The 13,746-nt window shown below is 37.2% G+C and carries 15 protein-coding genes; 10 read left to right on the forward strand and 5 right to left on the reverse strand.

The window, feature by feature from the left end; translation table 11 throughout:
• Positions 1 to 2 precede the first annotated feature (2 nt).
• Positions 3 to 650: a YktB family protein gene (locus tag PQ479_RS12655; RefSeq protein ID WP_047987730.1), complete on the reverse strand. Its 648-nt coding sequence runs from the start codon at positions 648 to 650 to the stop codon at positions 3 to 5.
• A gap of 176 nt (positions 651 to 826) precedes the next feature.
• Between PQ479_RS12655 and PQ479_RS12660 the strand changes: the two genes are divergently transcribed.
• The 4 genes from PQ479_RS12660 (at position 827) to PQ479_RS12675 (ending at position 4,569) form a co-directional block, all read left to right on the forward strand.
• Positions 827 to 1,012, forward strand: a complete 186-nt coding sequence (locus PQ479_RS12660; RefSeq protein WP_273717021.1) for a hypothetical protein — start codon at positions 827 to 829, stop codon at positions 1,010 to 1,012.
• A 253-nt stretch (positions 1,013 to 1,265) separates the two neighbouring features.
• Positions 1,266 to 2,648, forward strand: coding sequence for an alanine/glycine:cation symporter family protein (locus PQ479_RS12665; RefSeq protein ID WP_047987731.1), 1,383 nt, complete (start codon positions 1,266 to 1,268; stop codon positions 2,646 to 2,648).
• 229 nt (positions 2,649 to 2,877) lie between these two features.
• Positions 2,878 to 3,684: an inositol monophosphatase family protein gene (locus tag PQ479_RS12670; RefSeq protein ID WP_047987732.1), complete on the forward strand. Its 807-nt coding sequence runs from the start codon at positions 2,878 to 2,880 to the stop codon at positions 3,682 to 3,684.
• On the forward strand, positions 3,685 to 4,569 hold the full coding sequence (locus tag PQ479_RS12675) for an NAD(P)-dependent oxidoreductase (protein WP_047987733.1): 885 nt from the start codon (positions 3,685 to 3,687) through the stop codon (positions 4,567 to 4,569).
• A 374-nt stretch (positions 4,570 to 4,943) separates the two neighbouring features.
• Here the strand turns inward: PQ479_RS12675 and PQ479_RS12680 are convergent, their stop codons facing one another.
• On the reverse strand, positions 4,944 to 5,129 hold the full coding sequence (locus PQ479_RS12680) for a DUF5325 family protein (RefSeq protein WP_047987734.1): 186 nt from the start codon (positions 5,127 to 5,129) through the stop codon (positions 4,944 to 4,946).
• Positions 5,130 to 5,304: 175 nt separating this feature from the next.
• Here PQ479_RS12680 and typA point away from each other — a divergent pair, with 175 nt between their 5' ends.
• Positions 5,305 to 7,146: a translational GTPase TypA gene (gene typA / locus PQ479_RS12685; RefSeq protein WP_047987735.1), complete on the forward strand. Its 1,842-nt coding sequence runs from the start codon at positions 5,305 to 5,307 to the stop codon at positions 7,144 to 7,146.
• 38 nt (positions 7,147 to 7,184) lie between these two features.
• Entirely contained in the window at positions 7,185 to 7,520 is a 336-nt protein-coding gene (locus PQ479_RS12690) for a YlaH-like family protein (RefSeq protein ID WP_053070321.1), read from the forward strand.
• A gap of 27 nt (positions 7,521 to 7,547) precedes the next feature.
• Here PQ479_RS12690 and PQ479_RS12695 read toward each other — a convergent pair whose 3' ends face one another.
• The gene (locus PQ479_RS12695) at positions 7,548 to 7,751 is read right to left on the reverse strand and encodes a YlaI family protein (protein ID WP_047987736.1); all 204 of its coding nucleotides are present in this window, start codon (positions 7,749 to 7,751) and stop codon (positions 7,548 to 7,550) included.
• A gap of 293 nt (positions 7,752 to 8,044) precedes the next feature.
• On the opposite strand from PQ479_RS12695, the gene PQ479_RS12700 reads away from it, so the two are divergent.
• A complete protein-coding gene (locus tag PQ479_RS12700; protein ID WP_047987737.1) occupies positions 8,045 to 9,373 on the forward strand; it encodes a PhoH family protein in 1,329 nt (442 codons plus the stop codon).
• Between the two features lie 132 nt (positions 9,374 to 9,505).
• Here the strand turns inward: PQ479_RS12700 and PQ479_RS12705 are convergent, their stop codons facing one another.
• A complete protein-coding gene (locus PQ479_RS12705) occupies positions 9,506 to 10,015 on the reverse strand; it encodes a hypothetical protein (protein ID WP_047987738.1) in 510 nt (169 codons plus the stop codon).
• Between the two features lie 132 nt (positions 10,016 to 10,147).
• On the opposite strand from PQ479_RS12705, the gene glsA reads away from it, so the two are divergent.
• Positions 10,148 to 11,074, forward strand: coding sequence for a glutaminase A (gene glsA / locus PQ479_RS12710; RefSeq protein WP_047987739.1), 927 nt, complete (start codon positions 10,148 to 10,150; stop codon positions 11,072 to 11,074).
• A gap of 108 nt (positions 11,075 to 11,182) precedes the next feature.
• Positions 11,183 to 11,464, forward strand: coding sequence for an Fpa/YlaN family protein (locus tag PQ479_RS12715; RefSeq protein ID WP_047987740.1), 282 nt, complete (start codon positions 11,183 to 11,185; stop codon positions 11,462 to 11,464).
• Between the two features lie 115 nt (positions 11,465 to 11,579).
• On the opposite strand, the gene PQ479_RS12720 is transcribed toward PQ479_RS12715, so the two are convergent.
• Positions 11,580 to 12,491, reverse strand: coding sequence for a COX15/CtaA family protein (locus PQ479_RS12720; protein ID WP_047987741.1), 912 nt, complete (start codon positions 12,489 to 12,491; stop codon positions 11,580 to 11,582).
• A gap of 289 nt (positions 12,492 to 12,780) precedes the next feature.
• Between PQ479_RS12720 and cyoE the strand changes: the two genes are divergently transcribed.
• Positions 12,781 to 13,716, forward strand: a complete 936-nt coding sequence (gene cyoE / locus PQ479_RS12725) for a heme o synthase (protein WP_047987742.1) — start codon at positions 12,781 to 12,783, stop codon at positions 13,714 to 13,716.
• The last annotated feature ends 30 nt before the right edge of the window (positions 13,717 to 13,746 follow it).

Below are 13,746 nucleotides of genomic sequence, written 5' to 3' on the forward strand. Positions count from 1 at the left end.
AATTATTTAACGGACTCAAAAGGTGCTTTCTTGGCCACCGTATAAAGTGGTAGCACGGTTTTATATGCTTCTTCAATCTTTTTAATTAGTAATGCACCGTCTTTGAGTAGGGGATCATCACGCTCTATTCTGAGGCCACATAATAGCTCTGCCTTTTTGACGTCCTTTAAACGTGTAAACATCGATTCTAAATCTGACTTGCTTAGTTCGTTATGTTTTTTCACATCAGGCTTCATATGATCGATGGACCAAACATAGTCATTGGGAATTTCTTTTTTCCATTTGTTGACGTTTTTTAATAATTGTTCGGCAAAGCTTCTCTTAATGGGACATTCATAGATGACGGCAAACCAAACAAACAAGTGACTTTCAAATAGACCAACTTGAAAGTGAGGCAGCATTTTATAACCTCTTTTATTAGTAGCAAAAGCTACCCATGTATCGTTAGGAGGGTTAACTGTTCTTCTCGCATGCTGAGCAACGTGTGTAAACATCTCGTCACCAGTTAAGGCGGATAGAGTCGGCTCTATCTCAGAAGCGATTGCTTCAAATTTTGGTCTAATAGTAGAAATAATTCCTTCCATCCGTGCATCAAGGCCCGCAATGTTAAATACATCAAAATCTTCATCTGTAAAACCATGAAACTTCATCCAAACACTCCTCTTTCTTTTATATTGTAATTTTACCATAAAATCTGTTTTTACTCAGAAAGCATGCATTAAAAAATTGGTCATTTATTGTGCACCTTTTAGTGAACTCTTTAATAAAATGTACTAATTTAAAAGGAATTTAGGTTCATACAAATCCTAGGTGAGAGGTGTTACAGGTGGAGCATATTGTGGGATTAATTGAGCCTTCTAAAAAGAGGGAACAGGTAATAGTTTTAAAGATGGAAATTGATTATGAACTTATGTCATTGTATGAAGCAATTACAAACCTAGACGACGCCACTAAGCTAGAATGTATAAGAAAATTAAAGCGATTGCAAAAGGAACTCAAAAGATATCAATAACTAGTAAAAAAGAACGATGTGATTAAAAGACCTCCGCAAACAGCGTTAGTCTTTTTTTGGTGTGGATGTGAAAGTTGTGTGTTTATATCTTACATAGCAGAAGGAAACATGGATATTTTCACATTATTTATTCTGAATAAACTAAAGTTTATATATTTTCTGATAGATTTTCTAACAAGTTTCAACTAAAATGAATACAATACGATTATTTTAGTAGAGTACAGTACATGATAGACGGGAGGAAAAGAGGAAAATGGATACAATTAAATCAATCGTAGATGCCATTAATTCAGTAGTATGGGGACCTATCACCTTATTATTAATTGTAGGTACGGGTGTATTCTTAACTATTCGTCTTGGTTTCTTACAAGTGCGTGATTTACCTTACGCCCTTAAATTAACTTTCTCTAGGAGTAAAAAGAAAGATAAGTCGGAGAAGGGAGATATCTCACACTTCCAATCCTTAATGACAGCGATGGCGGCTACACTCGGTATTGGTAATATGACGGGGGTAGCATCAGCGATTCTCCTTGGTGGAGTAGGGGCTTTAGTTTGGATGTGGCTCGCAGCATTTTTTGGGATGGCTACAAAATACGGAGAAGCTATCCTGGCTGTAAAATATCGTACAGTCAACCATAAAGGTGAAATCTCTGGTGGACCGATGTACTACATAGAAAAAGGCTTAGGTTGGAAATGGTTAGCCTTCTTATTTGCTTTATTTGGCTGTTTAGCATCCTTTGGGATTGGGAATATGACACAATCAAACACCGTTGCAAGGTCTCTTGAAGGGACGTTTAATATTAACCCGTGGATTACTGGTTTTATTTTAATGGTGTTAACGGCTTTAGTATTATTAGGTGGAATCAAAGGAATTGGACGAGTTTCAGCAGTATTTGTTCCGTTTATGGCTTTATTTTATATGGCCGGTGGTCTTATTATTATCGTTCTTAATATCACGGAGGTACCTGCTGCATTTGGTGTAATCTTTGAAGCTGCCTTTAATCCAGAAGCTGTTGGAGGTGGAGCGATTGGTGCCGCGATTCGTTACGGTATTGCTAGAGGTGTATTCTCCAATGAAGCTGGTTTAGGATCTGCCCCGATTGCGGCGGCGGCTGCCAAAACTGATTATCCAGGTCGACAAGCCCTCGTTTCGATGACAGGAACTTTTCTTGATACGATGATTGTTTGTACGATTACAGGTCTTGTCATTGTCATGAGTGGATTACATTTAGAGTTTTTAGGTGATGGAAATGCAGCACCTAATATTACAGGTGGAGCATTTGAATCGTTCTTACCTGGTTATGGTAACTTAATCGTTGTTTTTGGTATCATCTTCTTTGCTTATTCAACGATTATTGGTTGGTCTTATTACGGTGAGAAGTGTTTTGGTTACATTTTTGGAGACAGGAATACGATTTATTACAAAGTAGTCTTCTGTATTATCGTTATGATCGGTGCCGGTCAGTCGGTGCAACTTGTTTGGGATATTGCTGATATTTTCAATGGTTTAATGGCTATACCAAACTTAATTGCCCTGTGTCTCCTTTCAGGAGTTATAGTCGCAGAGACAAATAAATTTAAAGAAGTTAGGAAAAAAGAAAAAGAGGAAGAAAAGAAACAAAAGCTTGCAAGCTAATCAGACTTACAACAACCCGATAAAAGGATGAGCAACCATACTCATCCTTTTTCTAATTGAATGAGAATGAAAGAAGGCAATAATCTTACAACTTAAGATTGTTAAATAGGTTTGGATGACACAGGAATCACAGTCATGGCTTTCATTTAAAAAACCGAAATCTTTTCTTTCTGACAATTAGTGTGTCATAATAAACAATAAATGCTTAAATCAAATTGAGGTGTCTTACATGTCATTACATTGGAATGAAATTGAGAAGATTGCTAAAGCTTGGACAATTGAAGCAGGCGAAAATATAAAAAAAGCATTAGAAAATCCGATTGAAGTTAAAGCAAAATCAAACCCAGATGATTTAGTCACACAAGTAGATAAGGAAACCGAACAGTTTTTCTATCAAAAAATCAAAGAAACCTTTCCAGGGCATCAATTTTTAGGAGAAGAGGGAGTAGCAGAGGAAGGGAAATTGAATTCTTTAGACGGTACGGTATGGATTATTGACCCTATTGATGGAACGATGAATTTTGTGCATCAAAGATATAATTTTGCGATCTCTGTTGGGGTTTACCATGAAGGTGTAGGCATGATTGGAATCATTTATGATGTGATGTCCAATGAGATGTTTCATGCAAGAAAAGGGGAAGGTGCTTTTTTAAATGATGATGAACTCTTGCCAGTTAAAGAACGCCCTTTACATGAGGCAGTGATTGGCGTCAATGGAAGGTGGCTTGTTGAAGAAAGGAATGTGTATCAGAACCCTCTAAGAGCTCTCGTTCGTGACGTAAGAAGTATTCGTTCTTATGGTTCAGCAGCCATCGAAATGGCTTATGTTGCTGCCGATCGTTTGGATAGTTATATCAGTGTCAAATTGTCTCCTTGGGACTATGCAGCAGCTCTTGTAATATTAAATGAAGTTGGGTGTGTGGCGTCCTCTTTTTCAGGTGAAACATTGTCACTGTTAGAGTCAGGTACAGTTGTTACCGCGAAACCACAATTACATAAAGAAGTGATATCGCTATATCTAGGGGAGGAATTTTAAATGCAAAAAGTTGGTTACATAGGTCTTGGAACGATGGGATTTCCTATGGTTCAGCATTTAATAAAAAATGGATTTGACGTATATGTCTTGGATGGTAGAGGAAAGTATGAGGAAGCGGTCAAACTCGGAGCAAAGACTCTATCTTCCCCAAAAGAAATAGCTGAAAAAGCAGATATTGTGATGACTTGTTTACCTCTTCCTCAAACATTAACAGCGGTTTATGAGGGAGAGAATGGATTACTGGCAGGTGGTAAAAAAGGAACCGTTTTTATTGACCATTCAACAGCTGACAGAAATACCGTGCAAAACTTATCGGGATTAGCGAAACAGCAAGGTTCAGAATTTATTGATGCTCCGGTAAGTGGAGGACCAATGGGGGCAATCGCAGGTAATTTAACGATTATGTGTGGTGGTTCTGAAAATACATTTTCCAAAGCAAAAGCGGTCATGGAATGTTATGGTGAATATATTGTATTAGTTGGTGAAGTGGGCAGCGGAACAGTCGTGAAATTGCTTAATAATATGTTGATAGGGGTCCATCAAGCAGCATTGGCAGAATGTTATATTATGGCGGAGAAAAGTGGCGTTGACCCAAGTGTTGCCTATGACTTAATTAAACGAAGTTCTGGGTTCTCAAAAAGTATGGACTGGTCGGTTGATGCCATACTCGATCGTAAATTCGAAGCAAGATTTTCTTTGAATTTATTACATAAAGATATTGGGTTAGCTTTAGATTTAGCTAATGAAATCAATATGCCTCTAGATATGGTTAAGCTAGGTGAGCAAAAAGTAGCAGAAGCCAAAGAAAAATATGGGCATGAAGACATTTGTGCAGTTGTCAAACCATTAGAAGAAAAGACAAATATATCCCTCCAAAGAAAATAAAATACTAATAGCCAAGCCCAAGTCACGTCGGCACAAACTATTGCCCATTCGTAACTTTCATACAAAACCCACATGGCGAAGCCCGATTCACTTCGCCACCAACAAAGATGAAAGTAGTGGCGACTGTTCAACTGTTGGCACGTTTACAACTCGATCACCATCAGCAGTCGGCCTGAACAAAAACAGGGAGCACTGTCCTGCTAAGGTCATTTATCGCAAGATGGATGACGAGCTAACTTCACGGCACAAACTATTGCCCATAAGTATCTTTCATACAAAAAGACTACCGTTAGCCATCCGCTAATTAGGTAGTCTTTTATCGTTTCGTTTGATTAGAGTTCATATATAACAATGAGTATAAAAATAATAGTAGGTTAAATCTCGCTTGATTCCCGTGCTCGTTTTTTTAACGTAAAGCCAAGGCCCATGGCAACGATAATGCCAATAAATGCGAAGCAAGCAATTAATACACTACGTTCAGCAATCGCTACACCAATAATCATAATACAAAAAACGGTTATGGAAGCCAACAATAAAAATAATAGGTTTTCCTTCTTCACATTAATTACCCCCTATTTCCGTGAACATGATCTAGTGTACCCTGTATTTCGCAAAAGAAAAAGGCTAATGTTGTGACAAAAAAATTAACCTTTTTAATTATAAAGGCAGATTACCTATTTTCAGTTTGTTTGTGATATACTTATACAGTTAAAGTTGAACTAAGGAGAGAATTGAATGACAGAATATCGTAACGATATCAAAAATATTGCGATTATTGCCCACGTTGACCACGGAAAAACGACTTTAGTAGATGAACTACTTAAACAGTCTGGAACATTTCGTGTCAATGAACAAGTAGAAGAAAGAGCGATGGATTCTAACGCGATTGAAAAAGAGCGCGGAATTACAATCCTAGCCAAAAATACAGCGATTAACTATGGAGATACACGTATCAACATTTTAGATACACCAGGCCACGCAGATTTTGGTGGTGAGGTTGAACGTATTATGAAAATGGTTGACGGTGTTTTATTAGTAGTAGATGCCTATGAAGGCTGTATGCCACAAACACGTTTTGTATTAAAGAAAGCATTAGAACAAAAATTAACACCAATCGTTGTTGTCAATAAAATTGACCGAGATTTTGCTAGACCGACAGAAGTTGTTGATGAAGTTATCGACTTATTTATTGATCTTGGTGCAGACGAAGACCAATTAGACTTCCCAGTTGTGTATGCTTCAGCGATTAACGGAACAGCAAGCTTAAATCCAGAGCAACAAGATGAGAATATGAACTCACTATTTAATACGATTGTTGAGACAATCCCATCACCTGTTGATAACAGTTCTGAACCATTACAATTCCAAGTAACAATGCTTGATTATAATGATTATTTAGGTCGTATTGGAATTGGCCGTGTATTCCGCGGGACGATTGAAGTTGGCCACCAAGTAGCCTTAATGAAATTAGATGGTTCTGTGAAGCAGTTCCGTGTAACAAAAATGTTTGGTTTCTTAGGGTTAAAGCGTATTGAAATTACTTCGGCTAAAGCCGGGGATTTAATTGCTGTATCTGGTATGGAAGAAATTAACGTTGGTGAAACAGTTTGTCCGGTAGATCACCAAGATGCTCTACCTGTTTTACGTATTGATGAACCAACATTACAAATGACGTTCTTAGTTAATAATAGTCCATTTGCAGGTCGTGAAGGGAAATGGGTAACAAGCAGAAAGTTAGAAGAGCGATTAATGGCTGAGCTTGAGACGGATGTAAGCTTACGTGTAGAACAAACTGAATCACCAGATGTCTGGATTGTCTCAGGGCGTGGAGAATTACACTTGTCCATTTTAATTGAAAATATGCGTCGTGAAGGTTTTGAATTACAAGTATCAAAACCAGAAGTTATTATTCGTGAAATTGATGGAGTACGCTCTGAGCCTGTTGAGCGTGTGCAAATTGATGTACCTGAAGAATATACAGGTTCAGTGATGGAATCATTAGGTGAGCGTAAAGGTGAAATGGTCAATATGACAAACAACGGTAATGGCCAAGTTCGCTTAGAATTTATGGTGCCTGCTCGAGGATTAATTGGTTATACAACTGAATTCCTTACCCAAACGCGTGGTTATGGAATTATTAATCATTCATTTGATAGTTATCAACCAATGACAGCTGGACAAGTTGGCGGACGCCGTCAAGGAGTGCTTGTTTCTATGGAAACAGGTAAAGCCAGTCAATATGGTATTATGCAAGTTGAAGACCGTGGTACAATCTTTATTGATCCAGGTACCGAGATTTATGAAGGTATGATTGTAGGAGAGCATACAAGAGAAAACGATTTAACGGTAAATGTAACGAAAATGAAAGCACAAACGAATGTGCGTTCAGCGACAAAAGACCAAACCGTTACGATGAAAAAACCTAGAATTATGTCTCTTGAAGAAGCGCTTGAGTATTTAAATGATGATGAGTATTGTGAATTAACACCTGAATCGATTCGATTACGTAAAAAGATTTTAAATAAATCAGAGCGTGAGCGAGTAGAAAAGCGTAAAAAACTTTCTCAACAGTCTTAACCTAACTGTAGGTTATATGTAGAAAGGGTGTAGGACGTATGGACGTACAATTCACTGAAGAACAACTAGCCGAAATAGAAAGTCTGTCTTGGCTAATGAGAGCGACGGCTGAAAATAGTTGGATTGGCTTTGGGGCTTTTGTTCTGATTGTGGCATTAGCGATTCTCGTTTTTAATTTAGGGTTTGCGAGAAAGCTCCCTATTTTGAAGATGGTAGTCATTTACATTTTATTAATTATTGGCTGTTTTGTTTTATGGTTCCTTGAGTTCCTATTTGGTGCACCAATGATTGCTGTATTAATTATTTCAGCACTGATACTCGGAGCGTACCGGTACCGTCTCTATCGACATCGACAAACGGAACAACCTGAATAGAAATGAAATGAAAAGGAGAGTGTTGGGTTAAACCCAATCACTCTCTTTTTCATTTGTGTGTTCTGTTGGTAATGTTCCTAATTCCTTACGTTCATTAGTACGTGTGGCGATTCGGTCATGACAAACCTCACACATATACGTATGAATAGGACGGTTTCTTAACCTTTTAGCTAATAAGATATGGTCATCAATTTTATCAACTTTATCACATAGAACGCATTTTACTCGCATGTTTTCCACTCCCATCAACAGTTGTTTCTATCTTTATCCAATTTTTGAAAGTATAAACGAAGAAATATATGAAATGGTTGTCTATATGTAGTGTAACTTTTTTCATTAGAATTGAAAATGTTTTTTTGAGTTTCAATGAAAACATGTCAATTCGTCGATATCTCGTCTATCTTCCCTTAATCGTTCATACATTTTTTATTAAGGGGACTAAGCCATGTTCATGGACATAATTGTTCATTATGCATATTTTATATAAAAGCATGTGAAACGAACTTCAGTCAGGAGGCGGAATATTGAACAAAATCTACGTCTTAGATACTAACGTGCTCTTACAAGACCCTCATTCTATTTATTCGTTCTTGGATAATGAAATCGTAATACCTGCCATTGTATTAGAAGAAGTTGATTCAAAAAAAAGAAATATGGATGAAGTGGGTCGTAATGCGAGGCATTTTTCAAAACTTATTGATAAATTAAGAGAGAAAGGTAAGTTACATGAAGGGATAAAATTAGAGGAAACAGGCGGTACGTTAAGGGTGGAGCTGAATCATCGCTCTTTTGAAAGAATGAAGGGCTCTTTTGCTGAAATGTCTAATGACAATCGAATCATTGCCGTTGCTTTGAATTTAACCGTAGAAGAGAAGCAAATCGGGAATAGAGAAGTGATTTTAGTAAGTAAGGATGCATTAGTTCGTGTGAAGGCGGATGCACTAGGCATCGTTGCTGAGGATTTTCTCAGTGATCGGGTTGTAGAAAATGATGCTGTATATCGTGGATATGTAGAAAAATATGTAGATGCTGATATGATTAAAAGTTTTTTTCAAAATCAACTTTTACCTGTTCAGCTTTTTGAAAAACAAAAATTTTTTCCTCATCAATTTGTCATTTTAAAGGATGCGTTAGGAAGCTCAAGTTCTGCTTTGGGGAAAGTGGATGCTTATGGAAAATATATAAAGCCTTTTTTACAGGAGTCTGAACAAGTCTGGGGCATAAGACCTCGAAATGTTCAACAAAGAATGGCCTTCGAATTATTACTTCGAGATGATATTGAGTTAGTGACCATGATTGGGAAGGCAGGAACAGGAAAGACTTTACTATCATTAGCAGCTGGACTCATGCAAACCGAAGATTTAGGGAGGTATAAGAAATTAGTAGTCGCAAGACCTGTGGTTCCAATGGGGAAGGATATTGGTTATTTACCAGGAGAAAAAGAAGAAAAATTAAAACCATGGATGCAACCGATTTATGATAATTTGGAATATCTATTTAATACGAAAAAACCGGGTGAGTTAGAGCATATACTGGCAGGAATGGGCTCTATCCAAGTTGAGGCTTTAACCTATATTCGTGGTCGAAGCATTCCAGACCAGTTAATTATCATTGATGAAGCCCAAAACCTTACAAAACATGAAGTGAAAACGATTATAACTCGAGTTGGCGAAAGAAGTAAAATCATTTTAATGGGTGATCCACAACAAATTGACCACCCTTACTTGGATGAGTTTAATAACGGATTGACCTATGTGGTCGAGACATTTAAAGAGGAGCAAGTGAGTGGTCATATAAAGCTTGTAAAAGGAGAACGTTCAGGGCTCGCACAATTAGCAGCAGACTTATTATAAAAAGCCAGCACTAACAAAAAAAGAGAGTAGTTACTCATTTGGATTAGTATCCAACATCAAAAAGCCGGTCAATGTTCAACCGGCTTTTATTACAGATAGGACTCTTAAATCACTTAGCGTACATCGTTTAAGTTAAATCAAAGAGATTCTTTGCACATCTTTAATAGGGTTCTCACGATTACTTCCATCAGCAAAATAAAGATGAATAGGGCCATCGTCCTTTAATGGTTTACCCTCATAAGAAAAGCCAGCAATCATACTCGTAATATCAGCTAATGAATAGGTAAAAGCTTCCCCGGATTTTGTTACAATCCTAGCGGCGGTTGCCTTTTCACTTGGATTAGCATTACGAATGAAAGGCTCAATAGCTATACCGTAAGATGACTGAAATAGTTCTTTTTTATTATAAGAAATTTTATTATCATTGGAATTAGGGTTTGGTGCTTCATTACCCTCGATAATTTCTTTATCCCACTGTGCTGAAATGGCTTTACGATAAGCGATTTCTGGATCCTCTTTTTGCTCCTTCGCTGTAAAAGCATCCTTTAAGTGGACTTTGCGCTCATCAAAAATCCAAACAGAAGGATCGATCGTTAAAGGATGAGCCACCTCACCGTCAATAAAAAAAACAAATTCTTTCATACATTACCCTCCCACAATCATATATGCCTCAATAAATATTCGGTTAAAAAAGTAAATCTAGATCATCCTATTAAAGTATAAATAGTTTTAGCAAATTTGTCACACTTTGATTAGGAAGGATTGAAGATTGATATGCTTTGTCAGAAACAACAGGATTTAGATGAGATGGTTGCAGAAGCAAAAAAAGAAGCAAAAAAAGGAGAAGTAGCTACCTATATACCAGCCCTAGCAAAAGCAGACCCGAATATTTTAGCTGTTTCCATTTTTGATGGGGCAAGTCATTGCTTTGTATCAGGAGATAGTGAGCATCTCTTTACCTTACAAAGTGCCTCAAAGGTGATAACGTTAGCTTTGGCTTTAATGGACTGTGGAGAAGCTGTTGTGTTTGAAAAGGTTGGAATGGAGCCAACAGGCGATCCTTTTAATTCAATTTCAAAATTAGAAGCTCAATTTCCATCAAAACCACTTAATCCCATGATTAATGCGGGGGCTTTGGCGGTGAGCTCATTAATAAAAGGAGAGACGGCTCAGGATAAACTTCAATACCTTTTACACTTTATTCATCGGCTAAGTGGGAACAAACATATAACGTATAATAAAGAAGTGGCAAGGTCTGAGTATGAAACAGCAGACTTAAACCGAGCTTTAGCATATTTTTTGAAACAACATCATATTATCGAGGGAGATGTCAATTTATTAATTGAATTTTACACGATGCAATGTGCGATTGAGTTAACATGTGATGACTTAGCTAAAATTGGATTTGTTTTGGCGAACGAAGGGAGGAATCACGAAGGGGAAGTTATCATGCCTTATGAGATTGCTCGATTAGTAAAAACATTTATGGTAACTTGTGGTATGTATAATGCCTCGGGCGAATTTGCAATCAAGGTAGGCATTCCGGCTAAAAGTGGTGTATCAGGCTGTATTCTTGGAGCTGTTCCTAATCGTTTAGGGATCGGTATTTATGGACCTGCATTGGATGAAAAAGGGAATAGTTATGCAGGTATGAAAATACTTGAACTTCTAGCCGCTCACTATCATTTGAGTATTTTCTAAAAAAATGTTGGGACTAATGCGTGCAAACCTATTGAAAATGATTGCATTTTTCGAGCAAAAAAGATACTATATTTAGTAAGGATATTTAGAGCCTGAGGAGGGGACAACATGTCAACCGAAGTGATGACAGGTCAAAATGAGAAAGCCTTTGCTCTATTAAAAGCAGATGCAGATAAAATCTGTCAGCTTATTGAAGTGCAAATGGAGAATTTAACAATGCCTCAATGCCCCCTTTACGAAGAGGTCTTGGATACACAGATGTTTGGTCTTTCACGTGAAATTGACTTTGCTATCCGCCTTGAACTAGTAGAGGAAGAGAAAGGCAAACAGCTTTTAGTAGAATTAGAGCACAAACTAGCAGCTCTTCATGAAGCGTCTTTACGCAAATAAAAATCAAGCGGAGAAATTCAGCTTGATTTTTTTATGCCTTTTTAAGTTTGAATAATAATAGAAGAATAGATCAAAAAAAGTCCCGCCAATAGCGGTACTTTTTTTGATCTATAGGTTATTTTTTTGAAGAAATTGCTTTTTCTCTCGTTAAAATTAACATCATATACGAGAGAGTGGTAAATAATAAAGAAACAATGAGAGCATGCATTAATCCAACTGTTAATGAGTTCTCTGTAAAGACAACAGAAACGCCACTAATAATTTGGAGGAGGACTAAACATACGGAAATAATAGTTGTCCATAATAATACGAGTTGCTCACGATATTTTATTACAGTCCATATTAAAAGAATGATGAGGAAAATAAATAATAGGATTCCTACGATTCGATGGAAGTAATGAGAGCCAATTGGCCCGGAAAAACCAGGGAACCACATACCGTTACATTGCGGAAAGCCACTACATGCAAGTGTTGCTTCTGTATGTTTTACATAAGCACCAGAATAAATAACAGCGTAACAATATGTAAGCACAAATAAAACATAATACTTAAAGCCTTTGGTTACTTTAGGAGCAATTGGTTTGCCAGCTGGCCGATCTTCAAAGGCGAGTATGGTTAATATCACTACGGAAGCGAGTGACATCGCCGAAATACCAAAATGAAGGGCAAGAATAGCATGGGATTGACCAAATACAACAGCACCAGCACCTAGTAAACCTTGAAAGGCGATAAGGATAAAAGCAAGAATAGAAAATAGTCTAGCTTCTCTCATATGGGAAAGCTTTTTCCAAGACCACATGGCCAAAATTAAAATCATAACACCTACTAGGCCAGCGACAATACGATGACTGTACTCAATAATCGTTTCGATTTCAGGACTTGTGGGAATAACTTCACCAAAGCATAATGGCCATGTTTTTCCACAACCCTCACCTGAATCCGTTTTCGTCACAGTCGCTCCTTGTAATAAAACAATAAGTACGCCGATAGAGGTAATAACACCATAAAATTTAAGAGCTCTATGCATGGAATTCACCAAACCTTCTATAAAATTGTTAAGAAATATGCTAAAGTTAGCAAGGGAATATTTAGTAACATAACTGATCTTAAAAATAATATGGGAAAAAGTCAATTTTGCTCATGTGTCAATTTTAGGAACATCCTAATTGTGAAGAATCTGTGAAAGTCATTAATTTGATGAAAGATCATCAATTTTGATATATAATGTGAATGAGTTTTTGCAAAAAGTGAAATGAAATAACGACTATAAACAAGCAATAACGTTGTTTCTCATTTTTAATGAGGAGGTGAAATGAATGAATAAAACGGATTCATTATCAAAATCAGGTGAAGTTGTACAAGGCGATACTATAGCAGCTCCAATGAGTCAAAGTCATTCATGGAAAGATTATTTGGTATTAGCTAAACAAGGTATTGTAACGTCAAATTTAATAACAACGTTTACAGGCGTCTTTTTAGCGGCTATCTATACGAGTACAGGTCTTGCTGCAAATTGGCAAGCAGCCCTTTTTGCTATTTTAGGGTCAGGCTTAGTGATGGCTGGTGCCTGCACGTTTAACAATTATATAGACCGAGATATTGACCCAATCATGGAAAGAACAAAAAATAGACCATCCGTAACAGGTCGTTTTTCGGGAAAACACATTTTAACAGTTGGTGCGATACAGTCAATTATAGGTTTAATATTCTTATCATTAACAACAGCAACTGCTGCTATAATTGGGGCAATCGGATTGTTTATATACGTTGTTCTCTATTCAATGTGGACAAAGCGTACAACAACATTAAATACGATTGTTGGAAGCTTCTCGGGTGCTGTACCACCACTTATTGGTTGGGCGGCAATTGATGGTAGCTTACATATGTATGCATGGCTATTGTTCTTTATCATGTTCTTCTGGCAACCCCCTCATTTCTTGGCATTAGCTATGAGGCGTGTCGATGAATACCGGGCAGCTGGAATTCCAATGCTACCTGTTGTAGCTGGCTTTGAAATGACAAAAAGACAAATTGTTATTTATGTCGCGGCATTATTGCCGGTATCTTTATTACTTTATCCTTTCGGTATTGTATATACGGTTGTGGCAGCTATTCTAGGAGTGGGTTGGTTAGCTCTAGGAATAAGTGGTTTCAAAGCAAAGGATGATTTGAAGTGGGCGAAGCAAATGTTTGTATACTCGCTCAACTATTTAACCATTTTATTTGTGCTTATGGTTATTGTTCATCTTTAACATTTTGTTCATAGAAAATGTCAATAAGGT

The sequence above is a fragment of the Alkalihalobacillus pseudalcaliphilus genome, from assembly GCF_028610675.1.
GTDB lineage: Bacteria > Bacillota > Bacilli > Bacillales > Bacillaceae_D > Alkalihalobacillus > Alkalihalobacillus pseudalcaliphilus.